At 35.0% G+C, this 23,659-nt stretch carries 16 protein-coding genes; 13 read left to right on the top strand and 3 right to left on the bottom strand.

What is annotated here, in order from left to right; translation table 11 throughout:
* The first annotated feature begins 6 nt into the window (after positions 1–6).
* From CHB80_RS02670 to CHB80_RS02620, 11 genes are all read left to right on the top strand, one after another.
* A complete protein-coding gene (locus CHB80_RS02670; protein ID WP_089369879.1) occupies positions 7–1,128 on the top strand; it encodes a helix-turn-helix domain-containing protein in 1,122 nt (373 codons plus the stop codon).
* A gap of 270 nt (positions 1,129–1,398) precedes the next feature.
* Positions 1,399–2,601, top strand: coding sequence for an amidohydrolase family protein (locus CHB80_RS02665; RefSeq protein WP_179218071.1), 1,203 nt, complete (start codon positions 1,399–1,401; stop codon positions 2,599–2,601).
* A gap of 197 nt (positions 2,602–2,798) precedes the next feature.
* A complete protein-coding gene (locus tag CHB80_RS02660; protein ID WP_089369877.1) occupies positions 2,799–3,890 on the top strand; it encodes a serine hydrolase domain-containing protein in 1,092 nt (363 codons plus the stop codon).
* 437 nt (positions 3,891–4,327) lie between these two features.
* The gene (locus CHB80_RS02655) at positions 4,328–5,005 is read left to right on the top strand and encodes a succinate dehydrogenase cytochrome b subunit (protein ID WP_089369876.1); all 678 of its coding nucleotides are present in this window, start codon (positions 4,328–4,330) and stop codon (positions 5,003–5,005) included.
* Positions 5,006–5,015: 10 nt separating this feature from the next.
* Complete coding sequence (locus tag CHB80_RS02650; protein WP_089369875.1) at positions 5,016–7,028, top strand: fumarate reductase/succinate dehydrogenase flavoprotein subunit; 2,013 nt, start codon at positions 5,016–5,018, stop codon at positions 7,026–7,028.
* 10 nt (positions 7,029–7,038) lie between these two features.
* Complete coding sequence (locus tag CHB80_RS02645) at positions 7,039–7,785, top strand: succinate dehydrogenase/fumarate reductase iron-sulfur subunit (protein ID WP_089369874.1); 747 nt, start codon at positions 7,039–7,041, stop codon at positions 7,783–7,785.
* Positions 7,786–8,002: 217 nt separating this feature from the next.
* A complete protein-coding gene (locus CHB80_RS02640) occupies positions 8,003–8,890 on the top strand; it encodes a M28 family peptidase (protein ID WP_089369873.1) in 888 nt (295 codons plus the stop codon).
* 454 nt (positions 8,891–9,344) lie between these two features.
* A complete protein-coding gene (locus CHB80_RS02635) occupies positions 9,345–10,331 on the top strand; it encodes a ribonucleotide-diphosphate reductase subunit beta (protein WP_089369872.1) in 987 nt (328 codons plus the stop codon).
* Positions 10,332–10,537: 206 nt separating this feature from the next.
* On the top strand, positions 10,538–13,147 hold the full coding sequence (locus CHB80_RS02630; RefSeq protein WP_089369871.1) for a ribonucleoside-diphosphate reductase subunit alpha: 2,610 nt from the start codon (positions 10,538–10,540) through the stop codon (positions 13,145–13,147).
* Positions 13,148–13,279: 132 nt separating this feature from the next.
* Positions 13,280–13,795 carry a hypothetical protein gene (locus CHB80_RS02625; protein WP_089369870.1) on the top strand — a complete coding sequence of 172 codons (516 nt, stop codon included), beginning with the start codon at positions 13,280–13,282 and terminating at the stop codon, positions 13,793–13,795.
* On the top strand, positions 13,795–14,559 hold the full coding sequence (locus CHB80_RS02620; RefSeq protein ID WP_089369869.1) for a CPBP family intramembrane glutamic endopeptidase: 765 nt from the start codon (positions 13,795–13,797) through the stop codon (positions 14,557–14,559). Before CHB80_RS02625 ends, CHB80_RS02620 begins: the two co-directional genes overlap by 1 nt.
* Positions 14,560–14,678: 119 nt before the next feature.
* Here CHB80_RS02620 and CHB80_RS02615 read toward each other — a convergent pair whose 3' ends face one another.
* Positions 14,679–16,919 (bottom strand): inorganic phosphate transporter, encoded by a 2,241-nt coding sequence (locus CHB80_RS02615; protein ID WP_089369868.1) that lies wholly within the window; start codon positions 16,917–16,919, stop codon positions 14,679–14,681.
* Positions 16,920–17,268: 349 nt separating this feature from the next.
* Between CHB80_RS02615 and CHB80_RS02610 the strand changes: the two genes are divergently transcribed.
* Positions 17,269–17,634, top strand: a complete 366-nt coding sequence (locus CHB80_RS02610; protein WP_089369867.1) for a toxin-antitoxin system YwqK family antitoxin — start codon at positions 17,269–17,271, stop codon at positions 17,632–17,634.
* Positions 17,635–17,738: 104 nt separating this feature from the next.
* Here CHB80_RS02610 and CHB80_RS02605 read toward each other — a convergent pair whose 3' ends face one another.
* Positions 17,739–18,896, bottom strand: a complete 1,158-nt coding sequence (locus tag CHB80_RS02605; protein WP_089369866.1) for a multidrug transporter — start codon at positions 18,894–18,896, stop codon at positions 17,739–17,741.
* Positions 18,897–18,939: 43 nt separating this feature from the next.
* Positions 18,940–21,720 carry a TonB-dependent receptor gene (locus CHB80_RS02600; RefSeq protein ID WP_089369865.1) on the bottom strand — a complete coding sequence of 927 codons (2,781 nt, stop codon included), beginning with the start codon at positions 21,718–21,720 and terminating at the stop codon, positions 18,940–18,942.
* Between the two features lie 293 nt (positions 21,721–22,013).
* On the opposite strand from CHB80_RS02600, the gene CHB80_RS02595 reads away from it, so the two are divergent.
* Positions 22,014–23,342 carry a deoxyguanosinetriphosphate triphosphohydrolase gene (locus CHB80_RS02595; RefSeq protein WP_089370752.1) on the top strand — a complete coding sequence of 443 codons (1,329 nt, stop codon included), beginning with the start codon at positions 22,014–22,016 and terminating at the stop codon, positions 23,340–23,342.
* Positions 23,343–23,659 lie beyond the last annotated feature (317 nt).

The raw sequence follows: 23,659 nt of genomic DNA, 5'->3' as shown, positions 1-23,659 counted from the left end.
CTTCTTATGTTAATAGGAATCACACAAGGAGTTGTGATGAGTGTGTTGTTATTTCGTTCAAAAAATAATAAACGAAGCAATCCTTTTTTGGCATTGGGAATTCTAGCTTTTTCCTGGGTGAGTACCAAACCGCTATTACATACATTACATCTTTGGGATACTCCCTTTTTTAGGTATTTTCCTAATGGCGCCGATTTGGCCATAGCCCCATTACTGTATTTGTATTTGGTTTCTTTGATAGATCCTGAGTTTCGCTTTTCGCGAAAGCATATCATACACTTTATCCCTTTTATATTACTACAAGGATATCTAATGTTTATCTATTTTTCATTAGTAGGAACTTCAGATGTAGTAATGAAAGATCAGATAGCAAATAGCCTCTATTTTAATCCCGTAAAAGATCTAGAAAGTCATGGAGCGGCGTTATCTTCTGTGGTATATCTTATACTTTCATTTAAAAAATTTAGGGAGTATAGAGAATGGCTTTCCAATACAATATCTGACAGTTCATTTCCAGAATTTAAATGGATCAAACAATTATTACTCCTGTGTTTAGCAATAGGTGCTTTTTTAATATTTAATTATAGCGCAGACCTTTTATTTGATCTCAATAGGATAACGGACCTTCACTGGACAATATTCTCGCTTTTTGGAGCTTTCTCTATATATTATTTAGGAATTGCAGGTTACAAATTGCCTAATTACGAATTAAAACTTCAGGAGGATGTTGCAGTCTTATCTTCAAAAAAAGACCTCAGTACTTTAAAAAAAACAGCACCTTCTCAGAGAGATACTGAAATAGTTAAAGTGATTAATGACGCATTAAAAAAAGATAAAGTATTTCTAAATCCTACCTTAAATATTCAAGAGCTTTCGCGAAAGCTATCATTGCCACAACAAGAAATTTCTCAAGTGATCAATGCGCATTTTCATAAAAAATTTAGAGATCTTATTAACGAATATCGTGTAGAAGAAGTAAAGAAAATGCTTCATAGTGAAAAGATGTCTCATATGTCTATTTTAGGAGTTGCTTTAGAATGCGGGTTCAATTCGGAAGCTACTTTTTATAGAATATTTAAAAAGAATACAGGTCTTTCGCCAAAAGAATATAGACGGCAATCTGCATAAGTCTATTTATTTACTCTCAAAACGTGTTTTGGGAAGTCTCAACATCATAAAAGTCTTTTGTTTGTAACAGATTTTAGAGAAATGACAGGGCTCATTTTTTAAAAGATCATCATCATTAAATCAAAAAACAAATCAAAAACTAGTATGAATTATCTAATGAAAGTATGCACATTTTTAACTTTTTGTATGACAATTAGTTCCTGTGCGCAAGGTAAAAAACCATTACCCATACATGAAGTTACCGCGTTTATACACGTAAACGTAATTACTATGAGTGACCCTGAACCTTTGATGGATCAAACAATTATTGTAAAAGATGAGGTAATAACAACTATCGGACCTTCATCTACTATTAAGATCCCTGAGAATGCATGCATCATCGATGGGGAAAATCAAAAATACATAACCCCTGGTCTAGTAGATACTCACGTACATATCAATAGGTCTAAATCAAAAGAGTGGGCTACCTATTTTGTAGCTAATGGGGTTACGACCGTGTTTAACTTAAAAGGTAATAAAAAAGTACTATCCCTTCGGGAGTCAGTACGTAAGAAACAATTACTTGCACCAGATATTTACACCTCGGGCCCTTTTATAGGAATGAGAAGTAAAAACCTACATAAGCTCACAAAAAAAGGAATAGAAAAGGAAGTCTTAAGTCAGAAAAAAGCAGGATATGATATGATGAAAATTCATGGAGATATGACTTTAGAGGTATATCAACATCTTATGGATTTTTCTAGAAAGCACGATATGCATGTCATGGGGCATATACCACGTAATTTGACATTTCAAAATGCGATAGATGTAAGGCAATTATCATTGGCACATGCAGAAGAAATGATTTACACACAATTTGTAAAACTCGATACGACCACAATTGCACCCTATGCGCAACAAGCGGGAGCGATGGGAATGTGGCTCGCTCCCACCATGACTGCTTTTAATACATTGTCTAAATCATGGGGAGATCCTACAGTAATAGATGCCGTCATGGAACTTCCAGAAACCAAAGAATTGCACCCTTATATTCAAAAAGTATATAAACAAGATTGGTATGGAGATCGTGATATAACTGCTAGAGATTTTTTTCAAAAAGCAAATACATTTCATAAACCTCTTGTAACGGGTATGTATAATGCTGGAGTCAAATTGTTATTAGGAACAGATACTCCTATGCCAGCAGTTCCTCCAGGAGTTTCTTTGCATGATGAGATAGACCTAATGCTTGCTATTGGAATGACTCCTTATGAAACGCTAAAAATGGGAACCTACAACGCAGGGCTTTATATTGTAACTCATATAGATGATCAAGCAAAATTTGGTCAAGTAAAAGAAGGATATCGAGCCAACCTCTTATTGCTTTCCTCAAATCCTTTAGATAATATGACAATTCTGAGAACACCCGAAGGCGTGATGCACGGAGGGAGTTGGTATGATGATAATGCGTTAAAGGATATGATCACTTGGTGATATGTTTTTAAATACGCTTTCGCGAAATCGAGCCTGTGAGACCTGTCTACCGGTAGGCAGGTTCACGGCCAGAGGGAGAGTGAAACGGTAAGGCGTCCTCTTTCTCAAAACCTATTTTTACTCTCATAATAGGTTTTGAGAAGTTTGGTGTCTTTAAAAACACGTTGTTTGACCCATCAATCAAAAAATCAATCAAAATGAAACTTAAAAAAATACTAAAGATTATAGGAGTAAGCATCTTCGGTCTGATATTTATATTGCTCATGGTTTCCCTAATTCCAAGAGTGAGTAATTCTTCTCCTGCATATCAAACGGAGCTAGCATACGGTAATCCTGTTTCTGAAGAAATTGAAAAGTTGTTAACTCCAGAAGTAGCTCCCGAACGAACAAGGGCTGTGATCATTCTTGAAGATGAAAAAATTATTTATGAATATGGACCTACTGATAAAATAATGAATACCGCATCTATACGTAAATCACTGATAGGACTGTTATATGGAATAGCGGTAGATAAAGGACTTATTGATATCTATAAAACTTTGGCAGAACTCGAAATAGATGAATATACACCTTTGACAGATCTAGAGAAAACCGCTACTATTCAGGATTTATTAATGGCAAAATCGGGAGTGTATTTGCCTTCTCAAGGAGAGCATGATAATCAAATAACTCAACGCCCAAAAAGAGGAAACCATAAGCCAGGAAGCTATTTTCATATGAATAATTTTGATGCCAATGCACTTGGAACAATTTTTATGCAAGAAACAGGGATGTCTATAGGTGTCTTTATGGAAAAATATCTAGCAGAACCATTAGGTTTGCAAGATTTTTCGGAAGATAATGTGGTTGTAGGTGATCCTTGGTTTTGGCCTAAAAAGAAGTCAATGCATAAACAGTATTATATGTATTTAAGCACGCGAGATTTAGCAAGAATAGGTGCAATGGTGGCAAATAATGGTCGTTGGAGAGGAACGCAAATTGTGTCTCAAAATTGGATTAAAAAAAGTACAACTTCGTATAGTAATTTAAAAGAAAATCATATTGACTATGGTCGCTATGATGGGTTTGGCTATCAGTGGTGGCTTGCTTCAGATACAGGTACTATTTGGACAGACGGATATGGTGAGCGATTTATGATTATTGATCCGAGTGAAAAGCTAACATTAGTCGAACAAAACTATACAGGAAATTCCTTATTCACTACGGGGCTTTGGCTTCTAAATAAGAATATGGACTCTAATTTGAGTGGTTTGATAAAAGCTCATACGATGTTAAAACAAAAAAAATAATAAAATGAGGTCAAGACTATTCTATCTTTTTAATTGTCAATTTCACGACATTATAGCATAACGAGAAATAGCTTTATTTTAAAAGCTATATCAAAGTTGGATCTAAATATAGAAGTCGGTTTGAGATTATCGAGATGTAGTGATAACGTGATGAGTAGTCATTTATAGTAAAGGATTTAGTAATGCTTTCTATGGAATTATATCTGAGTCCGCTTTCGCGAAAGCGTATAAAAGCCTAAAACTATTTAAAAAAACTTTCATAAATATTGAAAGTGTTCAATTTTACACTTTTAAAATAAAGTTTAAAGAAGAACAAGTTAAACACAGCAAGGACACTTCTTATAATCATTCTAAATAGAGGTGATCCTTGCCCTGTAAAGTTGTTAAAATAACGTTTGCGCCGTACATTTGTGTGAATTATTTAAATCAACTTTTTAATGAGCGGATTATTAAAATCTTCGATAGGTAGAAAAGTCGCAATGGCACTTTCAGGCCTTTTTCTCGTTGTTTTTCTTACACAACATTTTGTTATTAACTTACTTTCGGTTTTTTCTGAAGAAACGCACAATACGGTATCCCATTTTATGGGAACAAACCCATTAGTACAGTTTGGATTACAGCCTGTATTGATTTTTGGAGTCTTTTTTCACTTCATTATGGGAATTAAATTAGAGCTTCAGAATAGAAAATCTAGACCTGTGAAATATGTGAGTTACAATGGTGGTGCAAATGCTACTTGGATGTCTCGAAATATGATCTATACAGGCCTAGTGGTATTAGCCTTTTTAGGATTACACTTCTATGATTTCTTCATTCCAGAATTGATTCACAAGTATGCAGAAAATCATACTGCAGAAGTAGGTGATGCTACTCGTTATTATGCTGAGACAATTCACAAGTTTGAACAACCTTGGAGAGTAGGTATTTATGTAGTGTCCTTTGTATTACTAATGCTACACTTATTACACGGATTCCAATCTTCATTTCAATCTGTTGGATTTAATAATAAATACTCGAAGGCGCTTAAAGGATTTACCACGGCGTGGGCAATCATTATCCCGTTAGGTTTCATCTTTATAGCAGTTTATCACCACTTTAATCAATTACCACATTAAAAAAATCGCTATGGCATTAGATTCAAAAATACCTTCAGGACCACTAGCAGATAAGTGGACACAATATAAAAATGACATTAACCTTGTAAATCCAGCAAACAAGCGTCTTATTGACGTAATTGTTGTAGGAACTGGACTTGCAGGAGGATCTGCAGCAGCAACGCTAGCAGAATTAGGATATAACGTAAAAGCATTTTGCTTTCAAGATTCCCCACGTCGTGCACACTCTATTGCAGCACAAGGAGGGATCAATGCAGCAAAAAATTACCAAGGAGACGGAGATTCTACATACCGTCTTTTTTACGATACTGTAAAAGGAGGAGATTACCGTAGCCGAGAGGCAAATGTATATCGCCTTGCTGAGGTATCGGCAAATATTATAGATCAATGTGTAGCACAAGGAGTGCCATTTGCTCGTGATTATGGGGGATTACTTGATAACCGTTCTTTTGGAGGGGTGTTAGTAAGTCGTACATTTTATGCAAAAGGACAAACGGGACAACAGTTACTTCTAGGTGCGTATTCTGCTATGAACCGTCAGATAGGTCGTGGTAAGATCAAAATGTACAACCGTCACGAAATGCTAGACGTTGTAAAAGTAGATGGAAAAGCAAGAGGGATCATCACACGTAACCTTGTTACTGGTGAGATAGAGCGTCACTCTGCACACGCTGTTGTATTAGGAACAGGAGGATATGGAAATGTATTCTATCTTTCTACCAATGCTATGGGGTCTAATGTAACAGCCGCTTGGAAAGCTCACAAACGTGGAGCTCATTTTGCAAACCCATGTTATACGCAAATTCATCCAACATGTATTCCAGTATCTGGAGATCATCAGTCTAAATTAACACTGATGTCTGAGTCGCTTCGTAATGATGGACGTATTTGGGTGCCTAAGAAAAAAGAAGATGCTGAAGCTATTAGAGCAGGTAAATTAAAACCTACTGAGATTGCTGAAGAAAATAGAGATTACTATCTAGAACGTCGTTACCCAGCCTTTGGAAACTTAGTGCCGCGTGATGTAGCTTCAAGAGCAGCAAAAGAACGTTGTGATGCAGGATTTGGTGTCAATAAAACTGGAGAGGCTGTATACCTTGATTTTGCAAGTGCCATTGAACGCTATGGAAAAGAACAAGCCTATGTAACTCACCAAGATGCAAACAATGCAGCATTGGTTAAAAAACTAGGGCAAGAGATCGTAAAAACAAAATATGGAAACTTATTCCAGATGTACGAGAAAATCGTAGATCAAAATCCATATGAAACTCCTATGATGATTTATCCAGCAGTTCACTATACAATGGGGGGACTTTGGGTAGATTATAACCTACAAACATCTGTAGAAGGACTATATGCTATTGGAGAAGCAAACTTCTCAGATCACGGAGCCAACCGTTTAGGAGCCTCTGCTTTGATGCAAGGTCTTGCAGATGGATATTTTGTGTTACCATATACTATTGGAGATTATTTGTCACAGGATATTCGTACTGGACCTATCGCTACCGATACAAAAGAGTTTGAAGAAGCAGAAAAGAATGTACGCTCTCAAATAGATGCTTTAGTAAATAATAACGGTACAAAAGCAGTAGATTATTTCCATAAGAAATTAGGAAAAATCATGTGGAATAAATGCGGAATGTCTCGTAATGCAAAAGATTTAGAAAGCGCTATCAATGAGATTTCTGATTTACGTGATGAGTTCTATAAAGAAGTACGTGTACCAGGAGGAGAAGATGAATACAATGAAGAGCTTGCAAAAGCATTACGTGTAGCAGATTTTCTAGAATTAGGAGAGCTGTTTGCAAAGGATGCGCTTACGCGAAATGAATCTTGTGGAGGACATTTCCGTGAAGAGTCTGTAGAAGAAGATGGACCTCAAAAAGGAGAAGCAAAACGTGATGATAAAAACTTCACATTTGTATCTGCTTGGGAATACAAAGGAGCGCCTAAAGATGCGGTATTGCATAAAGAAGAGCTTACCTATGAGAATATTGAATTGAAACAAAGAAGTTATAAATAAGAAAGATATTATGAAACTAACGTTGAAAATTTGGCGTCAAAAGAACGCTCAAGCAAAAGGACAAATGGTGACATACCCAATTGATGGGATTGATGGAGATATGTCTTTCTTAGAAATGATGGATGTGCTTAATAATGAGCTTATCAATAAAGGAGATGACCCTGTGGTTTTTGATCATGATTGCCGTGAAGGAATCTGTGGTTCATGCTCTATGTTTATTAATGGAGAAGCACATGGTCCAGACCGTTTAGTGACTACCTGCCAACTCCATATGCGTAAATTTAAAGACGGTGATACAATTACCATAGAACCATTTCGTGCAGGAGGTTTTCCTGTGATTAAAGATTTAATGGTAGACCGTTCTGCTTTTGATCGTATCCAACATGCAGGAGGATTTATTTCTATTAATACCTCAGGAAACACACAAGATGCAAATGCAATTCCTATTGAAAAGGCAGATGCCGATGCGGCATTTGATGCAGCTACTTGTATAGGTTGTGGAGCTTGTGTGGCAAGTTGTAAAAATTCTAGCGCTATGCTGTTTGTAAGTGCAAAAGTGAGTCAGTTTGCATTATTACCACAAGGAAAAGTAGAGGCTACAGACCGTGTGATGAATATGGTAAAGCAAATGGATGAAGAAGGTTTTGGTAACTGTACTAATACTGGAGCATGTGAAGTAGAATGTCCAAAAGGAATTTCTCTAGAAAATATTGCACGTATGAATCGTGAATATATGTCTGCGAGTATGAAAGGATAATACATTCCCGCGTAGGCGGGAATCTTATAATATAAATCCCAATACCTATACGAAGGTTTTGGGATTTTTTTTGCTTTAATGCTTTGCACTCCTAATGGTTGTGGATCTCATAAGTTCGCTTTCGCGAAAGCGTATACAGCCTTAATTCCAATGGAGATAAAAACAAAAGTCAAAATGAGTTCAGTATCTTAGTCTTTTAATATCTAAAATCGAATAGATGAAAAAGAAGATCCCTTTTCTTGTGTTATTAATTTTTATAGGATTTACTAGTACTGCACAATCCTTTAATGAAGCAAAACTATTAGAACATGTTAAGACACTTTCTTCTGATACTTTTGAAGGAAGAAGAACAGGAGAAAAAGGGGGATTGCTAGCAAGAGCTTATGTTATCAAAACATTTGACAGTCTACAGGTAGCTCCTTTTGGTAGTAAATACGAACACAAATTTACTTTTGAAATACAAGGAAAAGAATACAATGCAGCAAATATTTTAGGGCAGATTAAAGGAACTGATTATCCAGATAAATATATTGTAGTAAGCGCGCATTATGATCATGTAGGAGTTAAAAAAGGAGAAGTCTATAATGGTGCTGATGACGATGCCTCAGGTGTATCGGCTTTATTTGCACTTGCAGAATACTTAGCTAAAAACCCTCCAAAACACACTATAATTCTAGCGGCTTTTGATGCCGAAGAATTAGGTCTTAAAGGAGCTTATTATTTTGTAGATAAAATGAAAGGAGCTCATATTGTGGCAAATATCAATATGGATATGATAAGTCGTAGTGCTAAAAATGAACTCTATGTTGTGGGAACACCACATAACGAACGATTGAAGTCTATCATAGAAAACTTTGAGAATCCCACTTCGTCTAAACTTTTAATAGGACATGATGGAGCAGATAAAAAACAAAACTGGACAAATGCTTCAGATCATGCTGCTTTTCATAAAGAAGGGATTCCTTTTCTATATTTTGGAAACGAAGATCATGCTGGATATCACCAGCCTTCAGATGATTATGAAAATATTACTCCAGAATTTTATAAAAATTCCGTTCATATAGTAATTTCTGTTTTGGTTCAAGTAGATGCAAATGGACTCTAAATATGAATAAATATCTATAAAAAAAGATGAGATGTAATTTATTTTTTAAATCAAATATTCTCTAAGTATTTGGCAAAGGATATGTTGTGAAAAAATAGATACAAGTACAAAATAAATCTGTTTAATCTTTTTTTTTGATTATACATAACTTTAATTCTCAATGTTATCAAAACGTTATCAAAAACAATTGGAATCAAGTGTAAAACCCCTTGGTGAGGCCATTTTTACCCTCTAAATCATCTTTATTTTTGTTGTAAAAATAAAGAATATAAAATACTGACAATCAATATTTTATTCATTTTGTTTAACAAAAATATAAGAAAATTCTGTTTTCTTAAATGTTGAAAACTTTGTGAATAACCATAACGTTAAAACCGAAAGCTCGCTCTCTTTTTTATTGATATTTGTTAGTCCCTAGTGGAATGAAAAAAATCAATTTAAATCATAACGGACAATGAGTGTAGTAGAGCCTATCTTAGCAGAAAATAAAGACAGATTTGTGATATTTCCTATCCAACACCATGATATATGGGAATGGTATAAGAAATCGGAAGCAAGTTTTTGGACTGCAGAAGAAATTGACTTACATCAAGACTTAACAGATTGGGCTACAAAACTAACTGATGATGAACGTTATTTTATTAAACACATTCTAGCCTTTTTTGCCGCATCTGATGGGATTGTAAATGAAAACCTTGCTGAAAATTTTGTAAATGAAGTACAATATTCTGAAGCAAAATTCTTTTACGGATTCCAAATCATGATGGAGAATATCCATTCTGAAACCTACTCTCTGCTTATCGATACCTATGTAAAAGATGAGACAGAAAAAGATAAACTTTTTAATGCCTTAGAAAACTTTCCTGCGATTAAGAAAAAAGCAGACTGGGCTCTAAAATGGATAGATAGTCCAAGCTTTGCAGAGCGTCTTATCGCTTTTGCTGCCGTAGAAGGTATTTTCTTCTCTGGAGCTTTCTGTTCTATTTATTGGTTAAAGAAAAGAGGGCTTATGCCTGGACTTACCTTTTCTAATGAGTTAATTTCTCGTGATGAAGGAGTGCACTGTGACTTTGCAGTTCACTTACATAATCATCACCTAATTAACAAAGTACCTACAGAGCGTATTAAAGAAATTATTGTAAACGCTTTAGATATAGAGCGTGAGTTTATTACCGAATCATTGCCTGTGAGCTTAATCGGTATGAACGCAAATTTAATGACACAATACTTAGAGTATGTGACAGATCGCTTACTTACAGAGTTAAATTGTGAGAAAGTATACAATACTGCAAATCCTTTTGACTTCATGGATATGATCTCATTACAAGGAAAAACAAACTTCTTCGAAAAAAGAGTAGGAGAATACCAAAAAGCAGGTGTTGTAAAAGATAAAGATGATGATGGAGAAGGTCAAAAAATCAGTTTTGACGCTTCATTCTAATATTTAGAATAAACTTTTAGGTCTTTTTGTAATACGTTTTAAAGACCGCTTTCGCGAAATAGTATTGCTTGATATTCTATTTCGGGATTTCATAATAACAAATCATAACTCACACAGTTTTTGGGAAAAACTGTGTGTTATAAATTAACAAACCTTTTTCTCAATTTGGGGGAAGACATTTTGGGGAGAATAAATATTTTAAGTGTATGTATGTAGTAAAAAGAGATGGTCGTCAGGAGCCGGTCATGTTTGATAAAATTACTTCTAGAGTAAGAAAATTATGTTACGGGTTAAGTGACTTTGTAGATCCAGTAAAAATCTCAATGCGTGTTATTGAAGGTCTTTATGATGGAGTAACTACAAGTGAGCTTGATAACCTAGCCGCAGAAACAGCAGCGTCTATGACCACAAGTCATCCAGATTATGCAAAACTTGCTGCGCGTATTTCAGTATCAAACCTACATAAAAACACAAAAAAGTCTTTCTCAGAAGTGATGACAGACTTATACGAGTATGTAAACCCTCGTACAGGGAAAAAAGCTCCAATGATTGCAGATGAAGTCTATCAAGTAATGATGGATAATAAAGATGCAATTGACTCTATGATTATTTATAATCGTGATTTTGGATACGATTATTTCGGTTTCAAAACATTAGAGCGTTCTTATTTATTAAAAATCAATGGGAAAATAGCAGAGCGTCCTCAGCATATGTTAATGCGTGTATCTATAGGAATCCACCTAAACGACTTAGATGCAGCAAGAGAGACATATGAGTTGATGTCTAAAAAGTATTTTACACACGCAACACCTACACTATTTAATTCAGGAACACCTAAACCACAAATGTCATCTTGTTTCCTACTGACAATGAAAGAAGACAGTATTGATGGTATTTATGATACACTTAAGCAGACAGCAAAAATTTCTCAAAGTGCTGGAGGAATAGGTCTTTCTATACATAATATTCGCGCAAAAGGCTCTTACATTGGAGGAACTAATGGAACTTCTAATGGAATTGTTCCTATGCTTAAAGTATTTAACGATACTGCAAGATATGTAGATCAAGGAGGAGGAAAGCGTAAAGGTTCTTTTGCAATTTACATGGAACCTTGGCATGCAGATATCTTTGATTTCTTAGATCTTAAGAAAAATCATGGAGCTGAAGAAATGAGAGCTCGTGACTTATTCTATGCAATGTGGATTTCTGACCTGTTTATGAAACGTGTGCAAGAAGATGGAAAATGGACGTTAATGTGTCCAAATGAATGTCCAAATCTTTTTGATGTATATGGAGATGAATTTGAAGCATTATATACAAAATACGAAGAAGAAGGAAAGGGTCGTAGAACAATTAAAGCACGTGAGCTTTGGGAGAAAATTATGGAATCTCAAATTGAGACTGGTACACCATATATGCTTTATAAAGATGCGGCAAACCGTAAATCTAATCAGAAGAATCTTGGAACCATACGCTCATCAAATTTATGTACAGAGATTCTTGAGTATACATCACCAGATGAGATAGCAGTATGTAATCTTGCATCTATAGCACTTCCTATGTTTATAAAAGATGGTGCTTTTGATCATCAGGAATTATATAATATTACAGTAAGAGCAACTAAAAACTTAAATACGGTTATAGATCGTAATTACTATCCGGTTAAAGAAGCAGAAAACTCTAATATGCGTCACCGTCCTATTGGATTAGGAGTACAAGGACTAGCAGATACATTTATCAAACTGCGTTTGCCTTTTACAAGTGATGAGGCAAAAAAATTAAATCAAGAGATTTTTGAAACACTGTATTTTGCAGCAGTAACAGCTTCTAAAGACTTGGCGATAAAAGAAGGACCATATTCATCTTTTGAAGGATCTCCAATAGCAAAAGGAGAATTCCAATATAACCTTTGGAACATAAAAGATGAAGAATTAAGTGGTCGTTGGGATTGGGCATCATTACGTAAAGAGGTGATGGAACATGGTGTACGTAACTCATTATTAGTTGCTCCTATGCCTACAGCGTCTACTTCACAGATTCTTGGGAATAATGAAGCTTTTGAGCCATATACATCAAATATCTATACACGTCGTGTATTATCCGGAGAGTTTATTGTTGTAAATAAGCATCTTCTTGAAGATTTGGTATCACTTAATCTTTGGAATGATGATCTTAAAGCTGCAATTATGCGTGCCAATGGATCTATTCAAGGAATTGATGTAATTCCTCAAGAATTAAAAGAACTGTATAAAACAGTTTGGGAAATGAGTATGAAAGACATTATAGATATGTCTCGTCATAGAGGGTATTTTATTGATCAGTCTCAATCGCTTAACTTATTCATGGAAGGTGCAAACTTTGCAAAACTTACATCAATGCATTTCTATGCATGGCAGAGCGGGTTAAAGACAGGTATGTATTACTTGCGTACAAAATCTGCAGTAGATGCTAAGAAGTTTACATTATCTGCAGAGAAGAAAAGTGCGCCAAAACCAGCGCAACAACAAGTGGCAGCAAGAGCAGCTCAAAAGTTAGCAGCAACGCAGCAACCTGCCGCAACACCACTTCCATCTTCAGATAGCAATGTGCCATCTCAAGTAGTGGAACATGCGCAAGCAGCAGCAGAGATGCAAGTGCAAATGAGCCTTGAAGAGCCTAGTGCTTCTTATGAAGTGCAACAATCAAATCTTCAAGAACAAACACAAGCAACATCTCAACTCAATACAGAGCCTATGACGCCAGAAGAAATGAAAGCGATCATAGCACAAGCAAAAGCATCTCAAGGAGATGATGATTGCTTAATGTGTGGTTCTTAATACCCTTTTGCAATAGCAAAAAATACCAAGTGTTAATATATAAACCCAATTTTCAAATCTGAAAATTGGGTTTTGTCATATAAGAGAATAAGGTTCTCCCTAATTTTTATATATTCATATAAAAAACAATCTATGGAAGAAGATATCATTGATATCTCTGAACAATTACAATGTTCTTTATGTACTGCCGCTATGGAAGAAAATTATATATTTTGTATTTCATGCGGATATCCTGAAAAAGGCTCGGAAGAAGAGCAAACAAAATTTCACGCACATCGTATACTGAATATGCGTAAATCTAGTGATGCTAGACAAGGAATTACAAGTGCAAGAAATATATTGTTTATTATAGCGGCCATCAATATGCTTTGGGGCATTTTTTATTTCTTCCAAAATAGTCAAGACATTTCGTTGCTTATTTACTTTCCGATTTTATCAGTTATGTATTTGGTTTTAGGTTACTGGTCACAACAAAAACCATTAATGGCTCTAGTATTGGGATTACTCGTATATCTTACGGTAATTGTATTAGGTGCTATTTATGAGCCAGAGTCTATAATAAGTGTAAGTGGTTTATTTTTGAAATCTTTTGTAATTATCTATTTAGCTAAGGGTATTAATGCAGCATTGCATATAAAAAAGAGCTAATGGAAGATCAGTCAAACCCTGTACAATATTGCCTTCATTGTTCTGCTCCTTTACCCAATACGGCAAAATTTTGCTCACAATGTGGTACAGCAATAGCAATTCCAGTAGATACAAGAATTCAAAAGAGTATCTATTATATCATCGCTTTCTATGTAGCCTTTCTTTTACTGGCTATCGTTAGTGCCGTTATTTTTAGTAATGATATCTCCTTTTTTTCTGAAGTTCTTGTTGAAGTTATTTTTATAGGAATGACACTGGGATTTTGTGCGTTAGATTGGAAAGCCATTGTGAAGTTGTATCTTCTCTCAAAAGTAGATGCAAAAGGAGTCCTCATGACCTTGTTGGTTCCAATAGCTAGTGCTTTTTTTGTGTACTATGGAATTGAATGGCTTAATGGTGTATTAGAGTGGTATGATGAAAATATATATGAAGAATATATCTATTATGAAAATGCCTTATTTTGGGCGATTTTATTTACAACAATAGTACCTCCTATTTTTGAAGAACTTGCCTTTAGAGGTTTCTTGTTTAATGAAATGCGTAAAGTAAGTTCTGTTCAGGTAACAATTATTGGGACTTCCTTTCTTTTTGCTCTTGTACATTTCTCCCTTATTTCTTTTATCTGGATATTTCCCTTTGGACTGTTTTTGGGATACTTGAGACAGCGTTATAATACCTTATGGTTATGTATGGTGGCACATTTTATACACAACTTTCTAGTGTTGATGTTGGATTATATTAATTATAGTCCTGAAGTGTTTTGAAACTTTAGGAGTTTTATGTTCAAGTATACGCTTTCGCGAAAGCGTACTCGTGATAAAATAAAAAGACCTGATAGAGTCATTCTTTATCAGGTCTAAGATATTAAATATGTATATATGTTTTATGAGTCTTGATGCTCATTGTGATATAAATCTAATAGATTCATGATCTCTTCAATAAGATCTTTTGTTTCTAATAATAACCCAAAATATAAGGTCGTGTTCTTAGGACTTGATTCCTCAGAACGTGTTCTTGCTACTTGTTTTTGAATTTTATCTGTAACGCTATTGTAGAGTTCTTCTTTTTGTCCTAAAAGCTCACCAATTTGAGCATAATTACGATCATTAAAAGCAGCTTGCGTAGCTGTTAAAAACTCATCTAGTTTCTGATTGATCTCTTGAAGATCCCTTATTTGATTAAATCGTAAAGGCTTGTGATTGTTATTTACGTGCTTGTAACTAGCTTTTGCAATGTATTCTAGTGATTGTGTGATATCTTCTAGGTATCCTAAAATCTGAATATAGAAGTTACTTCCACGTACACTGGTTTCTTCAAGGTTTTTAATGAAGTAGAAGATGTTTCCGCGTAATTCATCAATCTCATCATTCAGTTTTTCTACACCCGCACGACTCTTTTTGAGACTCCCTACTTTTCCTTTGGCAAGCCCTTTAAGTGTGCTAGTGTATATTTTATTAGCTCGTGATACTGTTTTAGCAATATTATCTGCGCTCTCTTCTATAATTCCAGAGATTGTTTGACTCTCTGCTTTGCGAAGATCTTCTTCTATTTTTGCTTCTTTGTTTTTCTTTTTACTAGAAAGGTAATTGCGTATAAGCATTAATATAGCAAGAAAGAATAGTCCAATAACTGCATAATTACCTCCTAAGTGCATAATGTAGGCTAGAATACTCGCTGCGGTAAATGCACTTAATGCAGTTAAAAACCAACCTCCTATTACATTTAATACTCCTGCAACACGATACACAGCACTCTCTGCTCCCCAAGCACGATCTGCTAGTGATGTACCCATCGCAACCATGAATGTTACGTAGGTAGTTGATAAAGGTAATTTTAATCCTGTAGCTATAGAGATGAGTACACTGGCGATAATAAGATTTACAGAAGCTCTGACCATATCAAAAGCAGGGAGTTCTGATTTTGGAATCGTAGCAGCACTTTCGGAATCTATAAAACTATTATTGATAGTATTTTTGATGCTTTGAGGAAGTATCTTGTTAATACTTGCATTAATGACAATGACAGAACGTACTAAATTTTGAGATAGCCAATTAGGACGGAAGCGCTCTTTTACTTCATCTTGTCGAGATAAATCTACAGAGGTTTTAACGACACGGCGTGCTTTTTTGCTAAACCATAGTGTGAGTACCATTACGAGTCCTGCTATGAATAATAATCCACGTTGTGTAGGCACTTTGGAGTCTAGAACTTCCATACAGTATTCCTGAGGTATTATGCCAGAAGTTACCCAATCTGAAAAGCCATTATAAGCTGCCATAGGAACGCCAATGAAGTTAACAAGGTCATTTCCAGCAAAAGCCATAGCTAAAGCAAAGGTTCCTAAAATGATAATAAGTCTGTATACATTTATTTTAAATATACTATGGACTAAAAAAGAAATCAATGTCCAGATTAAAGTATTAAGTGCTAAAAAAGCAAGTAAGTTTTCACTAGCCCATGCACTAAATCCTGCAGGCAAAATATCTGCTCCCTTGAGTCCTTTTATAATAATAAAATACGCAATCCCTGTAATAGAGAGCCCTCCAAATAGTGCAACAGCCCATCCTGGTTTTTTGTCAAAATTAAAAGTGAGTAGTACGCGAGTGATAAATTGCACAAGCGCTCCGATGGTGAATGCTATAAATACTGAGAGTAAGATCCCTGAGATTATTTTTACAGCTTGTTCTGTGTTTATATAATGTATAATGGTAGTATAAGCATCACCTTCTTTTGCAATCTTTACTAAAGAGATGGCTACTGCAGCTCCTAATAATTCAAAAACAATAGAAACCGTAGTAGAGGTAGGCATTCCTAGACTATTAAAGATATCTAATAAGATGATATCTGTGATCATAACAGCCATAAAGATGATCATGATCTCATTAAAGTAAAATTGATTTGGGTCAAAAATACCTTTACGAGCTACTTCCATCATTCCGCTAGAAGATAAAGCTCCAAAAGCAATACCAATACTAGCTACAATCATAATAGTTCTAAAAGAAACTGCTTTAGAGCCTATTGCAGAATTTAAAAAATTAACGGCATCATTACTTACACCTACTACCAAATCTGCAATAGCAAGAATAGCCAATGCAGCAATCATAAAAATATATATGTTCTCCATATGTTATATGCTATAAAAAGCCCTTAACTGCAAAAGTCTCAATTTCTTATTGCCTGTATGTTATGTAAAGGTTATATCGGAGCGAAAGATAAGAACTTTTGCTTGTTTCTACAGTGTTGTTTGGGTATTAAGATGTAAGTGTGATTTTGGTGAAATAGGGCTACTTGTGCATTTTGCTCACTCTTGTATGTTACTCAATGTTATGAAATTACTGAAATGTAAATTATTGATTAATAGTTTATTATGAGTTTAATGTAAACTTAATGTAAATAAAAAGTTATGTAAACTTGTTTTTAATGTAAATTTTTAATTAACTTAGCGTTAAGTTTAACGAATAAAGTCCCAAATAATGAAAAAGGTAATGATGTTATTGGTTGCAGTTTTGATGATCACTTCTGTACAGGCACAAAAAGAAACAAAGAAAAATACATATATAAAAAATGGAGATTTGATAGAAGCAACATTATACCATGATAATGGTGTTGTGAGTCAAACTGGTTTTTATACTGCAAAAGGAAAGCTTACAGGAGAATGGGTAAGCTATAATGCAGAAGGTCAAAAAACGGCTACGGCACAATATGATAATGGTGCTAAAGTAGGAAAGTGGTTCTTCTGGAATAAAGATACGCTTACTGAAGTAGATTATAAAGATTCTCGTATTGCTGCTGTTAACACATGGAAAAACGAAGGCACTCGAGTTGTAAGTAATAAGTAACTTTTACTATAAATTGATATTAAGCACTAGATAGTAATTGTCTATCATAAAAAAGGCCTTCCAAACTGGAAGGCCTTTTTTATTGGCTAAATTCTTAATTTATATTAATTACGAGTCCATCCTGAACTCCAAGATGGGTAATCTGTACCTGTTCCATTTCCTATTCCTGTAAAGAAATCTGCATCTGTAAAAGTAGCATTGGTATCATTTTTTAGGTTTAGGATCACATCTGTAAATGTAACATCAGTAACGCTTGTGTCCCCATTTAATACGCCAACTCCAGTTTCATCATCATCAAGATCATATGCTTCTTCAAAACCATCTATTAATACATTTGTAAATACGGCTCTTGTTCCTGCTCTTAAACGAATAGCTTCCGTTTCGTTAGATGAACCTAATCCTACGATAGTAAGATTGTTAATCGTTGGAGCCGACCAAAATACAGGGTTAGAATTGTTTCCTATGTCTGTGTTAAATCCGTCACCTTCTATTCCTTTATCGTGAGATTGTCTGTGTTCTACATATACATCTGTAAGTGTTCCTGTAAATCCTTCTGTCCAGTCTATAGAATCATCTTGAGATCCTACTACAGAGATATTACTTGCATTTACAGTTCCTCCAAAAAATTCTACTCCATCATCTGCTCCTTCAAATGCCTGAATAAACTCGATTGTAGTACCATTACCTACACCATAAAAAGAGAATCCATTATTTTCTGAAGCAGCATCTGCAGCACCACCTGAATATTCTATACGTACATAACGTATAATTCCTGAGTCGTCAGCGGCATCACTTCCTCCATATGGAAGTTGTCCTATCTCTGATGTAGATGATCCTCCATTTACAACAGAATTTATAGGTGCTCTACCTAAAACGATCAATCCTCCCCAATCACCAGGGTTAGGTGTCGAAGAATTTGATGTAAATACAATAGGGTTTGAAGATGTTCCTTCTGCATTGATAGTTCCTCCTTGAAGAACCGCTACATATACATCAGATCCAGTGCTTGCTCTCACAACAACACCAGGATTGATAGTTAATGTAAAACCTTCTGGTACAATTAAAGCAGACTCAAGTGAGTACTCAACTCCAGTGACTAATTCAAGATCTTCAGTAAGTGTTCCTCCAATAACATTAGATGTAGGATTAACGATTTCTCCTCCACCGTTATTAATAGTTACGTCTGCTGTATCGTCATCTGCACAACCTACAAAAAGAGCGGTAGCGGCAAAAAGACTTAATAGAAATTTGTTTGTTTTCATTTTTTGTTTTTTTGAAAGTGATTGTTCGTTTTATGAATTATGATTAAAATTTGTATTTGAATTGTAAACCTATATTAACACCTCTCTTATAGCTAGATAATGCAACATCTCCATCTACAGTGTTTTCACGTATACGTTCTATAGTTGGGTTTAATAAGTTTTTAGTGCTTAGGTTTAATTCTATATTCTCTCCTATATTATTTTTCCATACAAAGTCAAGAGTAGGTACTCCTTTTTCTACAATGTTAGAAAGTTGACCAGAACCTAAGGCGTCAATACGATCTGAGAAGTATGAGAATACAAGGTTTGCTTTAGGCTTATAGTTTCCAAAAGTAGGGGTGTAGCTTACATCTGCATTAATTAAGAATGGAGATGCTCCTTGTAATTCATCAGAATCTCTGTCAAAGTTTGTATTAAACGTACCTGTAACATCTTTAAGGTCTTGGTTTGTATGGGTATACGTAATGTTCATTCCAGCAGAAAGAAGGCTTTCTTCCTCAGTATCCAGAAGAAGTGCTTTACGAGCTTCTAATTCTAAACCAAAAACTTCTGCTTTGTCACCAGTTCTAAAGAAACGTTGTGTTCCTGTAGCATCATTTGCAGATACTAAGTTTACAGGATCATTAATTTGTTTCGCGAAAGCGGCCAGAGAAAATATTTGTCCACGTTCAAAGAACCACTCATACTTTAAATCTACATTAATAATAGAAGAAAAAGCAGGATCATTTAATAAGTCTGGATTACCTCCTATACGATCTACTACGTTTTCATATACGAAAGGCGCCACTTCTTTAAATTCAGGATTTGATACTGTTCTACTTACAGAAAGACGAAGGTTTTGATCATCTTTTAAAGCATATTTAATATTTAAACTTGGTAAGAAAAACGTCTCAGATGCTTCGTTGCTTCCTGGGTTATTAAATGCAAGGTTAATCACATCATAGGAAATCTCTTGATTGAATTGCTCAATACGTAAACCTGGTGAGAATGTCCATTTTTCTCCATATTTATATACTGCATCTGCATATACTGCATGTATATTAAGTTCTCCTTCGTAGGTGTTTTCTAGTTGCCCTGGAAGATTCTCTGTTCCTAATCCCTCAAGAGGTCTAAAGACACTTGTGTTAAAAACTGTTCCAAGATTATCTGCATTAAAGATGGCATCAAAATTATTGACATCTGTAACTTCAGTATTTGGCTCTATAATATCATATCCAAAACGTTGGTTGTCGAAAGAACGTTTTTTTGAACGCCCATTATACCCAAAATTAAAAGAAAGGTTTTCTGAAGATTTGTAGTTTACATTTACACGTCCATTAATCTCATCGTCATCAATATTTTGGAAATAACGTTGATTGTCAAAAACGACATTGCTAAATAATGTTGGATTTGTAGATGGATCATTATCTAATGCAAGATCATATCTTTCAAGAGTAACACGTTTACGATCTGGCTGGCGAGCTAATACTTTATTATATCCAACTCCGTAATCTATTTTGATTTTCTCGTTAAGACGGCTTGTCCCTGTGATCTGGTTTACATAGATCATATCTTGCTCAAACTGGTTGTTTTGAGTAAAGAATCCTCGATCTGTGTTTAAGATGGCATTACGGTTTTGACCATTACCGCCTATTCCGAAGAATCCTATTTCATCGGTAGCATCGTTAATGAAAAGAGAGTTGAACTTGATTTTATGGTCACCATTAATACGATATACAATATTTGCAAGTGCTGTAGTTGTACGGCTGTACTCAAACTCTTCAGAATCTGGATATATAGTATTTGCAAGTAAAGTGTAATTGGCAGCTTGTCCTCTTCTGTATTCATAGTTGCTTCCAAAAGAAGTAGTCGCAAATAAACTTAATTTTGATTCTTCTCCAATATCCCATGATTTACCACCAGAAATTGATCCAGAAAGTCCAGTAGTTCCATCTGAAGCGATAGGATCTACTCCGTGTGATAAGATAACAGCAAACGGATTGTTTTGGTATCTATTATAAAATCCAAAGAATCCTGTTCCTTCACTCTTTACAAAGTTTTCTCCAACAGAACCTGTGTTGATTGTAGTTCCTAAATCTACATCGATAAAGGCGTCTCCACTGTGTTCTTTTGATTTAATATCTACATTTCCAGCAGCAAAATCTCCATAAAAATTGGCTGCATATGTTTTACTTACACCAATGTTTTGGATCACATCAGAAGAGAAAAGGCCTAGATCTAAGTTTTTCTTATCAATATTGTTAGAAGGTAATGGAAGTCCATTATAAGTGGTGTTTTGGTAACGATCTCCAAGACCACGTACATATACATTTCCTCCTCCTTCTTGTTTAGAAATACCAGAGATTTTAGTAACAGCTACAGCTGCATTACTTACACCTTTATTAGAAAGGTCTACAGCACCAATACTTTGTTTTTGAACGACAGCGTTTTGTTGTTCCACAAGTAAGGCTTGTACACTTTCTCTTTTAGAGCTTGTTCCTTGTACAATAACTTCTTCTAGTTGTGCTGCACTAGCGCCTATAATCTCGTTTACTGTTGTGGTTTGTCCAGAGACAACAACAACATTGGCAACTTCTTTTGTTTCATATCCTACAAAGGAGATAACAAGTGTGTAGGTGCCAGGCACAACATTATTAATAATATAATTACCATCAAAATCAGAAGTAGATCCTTGTGTAGATCCTTTGATGATAACACTTGCAAAAGGTAATGGTTGTCCATCGGCACTTTCCTTATCGGTAAGCGTTCCAGAGATAGTACCGTTCTCCTGTGCAAAAGAAGCAAGAGAAAAAAGGACGATTGTTAAAAAGAAAAAATGTTTCATTAATTAGGGTTTATTTCTCGTGCAAAGAAATACCAAGAAGGAAGGAAAGGGGTTAAGTGAGTGTTATTGTTATTTTAGCAAGTTGTGATGTTTATGTAAGATTAATGTTAACAGGAATGCGCTAATGTTTCCTCTGTGTTTCCTCCAAATTCAGAAGTCTGTAATTACGCTTTAACGCTGCGCTCTCCCTTTGGTCGTGAATCTCACAAGTTCGATTTCGCGAAATGTTATGTTGAGTTTGTTGAAGTAGTGTAACAACGCGTATCTTGCAACTATTAAATAGGACTATTATGATGCAATGGGAACGTCTATTATCACTTAAAAGACATGGTGATACGAATAAACGATTACGAAAAGAACAAGATGAAACGCGCTTAGGTTTTGAAGTAGATTATGATCGTATTATTTTTTCATCTGCATTTCGAAGTTTGCAAGATAAAACACAGGTCATTCCTTTGTCAAAAACAGATTTTGTACATACGCGACTTACCCATAGTCTGGAAGTAGCTGTGGTAGGGAGGTCTTTAGGAAGGCAGGTTGGAAAGCAGCTTCTGGAAAAATATCCACATCTTTCTGAAGTGCACGGATATCAGTTTAATGATTTTGGAGCCATTGTTGCAGCAGCAGCATTAGCACATGATATTGGAAATCCACCCTTTGGACATTCGGGAGAAAAAGCAATAGGGGATTATTTTAAAAATGGAAACGGAAAGCGTTTTGCTGCTGAGCTTACAGCAAAAGAATATCAAGATTTATGCACCTTTGAAGGAAATGCTAATGGCTTTAAGATCTTAACAGAGTCTATGCCGGGTGCAGAAGGAGGGTTGCGACTATCCTATGCAACTTTGGGTGCCTTTATGAAATATCCTAAAGAGTCACTTCCTGTAAAACCCACAAAACATATCGCCGATAAGAAGTTTGGCTTCTTTCAAAGCGAGAAACAATCGTTTCAAGAAGTAGCCGAAGAATTAGGGTTGCTTCAAACCAGAAAAGGGAATGATATAGGGTATGCACGTCACCCTTTAACCTTCTTAGTAGAAGCAGCAGATGATATTTGTTATACGATTATAGATTTTGAAGACGGAATTAATTTAGGGTTGATTTCTGAGGAGTATGCGCTAGAGTATATGGTGAAGTTAGTTCCTAATATCAATACCAAAAAATATTATGAACTCACCACAAAAGCAGCTCGTGTAGGATATTTGCGTGCCTTGGCCATAGGAACATTGATAGATGAAGCAGTTGCTATATTTATGAAAAATGAAGAGGCTATTTTGGAGGGCGCTTTCGCGAAAGCGTTATTAGATAAATCCAAATATGAAGCTCAAATAGAAGATATATTAAAGATTAGTATTTCAAATATCTACCAAAGCCAAGAAGTGGTCGAAAAAGAAATTGCTGGCTACGAAATTCTTTCTACACTCCTGGATAAGCGCTGTAATGCAATTACAAATACACCAACACATTACGATAGGCTAGTCTTAAAGCTGTTTGGAGAATCAGATAGGGGAGAGATGCCTTTGTATCAGGAATTAATGAAAGTGTGTAACTATGTATCTGTTATGACAGACAGTAAGTCTTTGCGTATTTTTCAAAAATTAAAGGGGCTTCACGTGCATTAGTACATAAAGGGGTATTATGAATGCTAACAGTATTTGTAAAGATTTTCTAAATATTATATGAAATTGAAATCTCCTATTGATTTTCATTTTTTTAATAATACCACTTTCATTTTAAACAATTCTCAAAATAAAAGTAATATAAATAACATTTTTTGATTATAAATGTTAATTTACCAGTTAAAATTTCAAAATCGATAAATTTGCAATACTTTTGATTTAATCAAAATATAATAAAAATTTTAACGATAAAGTAGGAATTATATGTTATGCATTGTTATATGTATAACGTGAGAGAAAAATTCTCTTATTAATTTTTA

It is taken from the genome of Dokdonia pacifica, from assembly GCF_900188275.1.
Classification (GTDB): domain Bacteria; phylum Bacteroidota; class Bacteroidia; order Flavobacteriales; family Flavobacteriaceae; genus Dokdonia; species Dokdonia pacifica.
This window is presented reverse-complemented; position numbering and strand designations above follow the sequence as displayed.

Excerpts from the sequence above, each read along its gene's own strand:
- CHB80_RS02670 (WP_089369879.1), top strand. The coding sequence starts at position 7 with ATGTTAATAGGAATCACACAAGGAGTTGTGATGAGTGTGTTGTTATTT.
- CHB80_RS02620 (WP_089369869.1), top strand. The coding sequence starts at position 13,795 with ATGGAAGATCAGTCAAACCCTGTACAATATTGCCTTCATTGTTCTGCT.
- CHB80_RS02595 (WP_089370752.1), top strand. The coding sequence starts at position 22,014 with ATGCAATGGGAACGTCTATTATCACTTAAAAGACATGGTGATACGAAT.
- CHB80_RS02615 (WP_089369868.1), bottom strand. The coding sequence starts at position 16,919 with ATGGAGAACATATATATTTTTATGATTGCTGCATTGGCTATTCTTGCT.
- CHB80_RS02650 (WP_089369875.1), top strand. The coding sequence starts at position 5,016 with ATGGCATTAGATTCAAAAATACCTTCAGGACCACTAGCAGATAAGTGG.
- CHB80_RS02600 (WP_089369865.1), bottom strand. The coding sequence starts at position 21,720 with ATGAAACATTTTTTCTTTTTAACAATCGTCCTTTTTTCTCTTGCTTCT.
- CHB80_RS02645 (WP_089369874.1), top strand. The coding sequence starts at position 7,039 with ATGAAACTAACGTTGAAAATTTGGCGTCAAAAGAACGCTCAAGCAAAA.
- CHB80_RS02665 (WP_179218071.1), top strand. The coding sequence starts at position 1,399 with ATGAGTGACCCTGAACCTTTGATGGATCAAACAATTATTGTAAAAGAT.
- CHB80_RS02625 (WP_089369870.1), top strand. The coding sequence starts at position 13,280 with ATGGAAGAAGATATCATTGATATCTCTGAACAATTACAATGTTCTTTA.
- CHB80_RS02605 (WP_089369866.1), bottom strand. The coding sequence starts at position 18,896 with ATGAAAACAAACAAATTTCTATTAAGTCTTTTTGCCGCTACCGCTCTT.
- CHB80_RS02640 (WP_089369873.1), top strand. The coding sequence starts at position 8,003 with ATGAAAAAGAAGATCCCTTTTCTTGTGTTATTAATTTTTATAGGATTT.
- CHB80_RS02635 (WP_089369872.1), top strand. The coding sequence starts at position 9,345 with ATGAGTGTAGTAGAGCCTATCTTAGCAGAAAATAAAGACAGATTTGTG.
- CHB80_RS02655 (WP_089369876.1), top strand. The coding sequence starts at position 4,328 with ATGAGCGGATTATTAAAATCTTCGATAGGTAGAAAAGTCGCAATGGCA.
- CHB80_RS02610 (WP_089369867.1), top strand. The coding sequence starts at position 17,269 with ATGAAAAAGGTAATGATGTTATTGGTTGCAGTTTTGATGATCACTTCT.
- CHB80_RS02660 (WP_089369877.1), top strand. The coding sequence starts at position 2,799 with ATGAAACTTAAAAAAATACTAAAGATTATAGGAGTAAGCATCTTCGGT.
- CHB80_RS02630 (WP_089369871.1), top strand. The coding sequence starts at position 10,538 with ATGTATGTAGTAAAAAGAGATGGTCGTCAGGAGCCGGTCATGTTTGAT.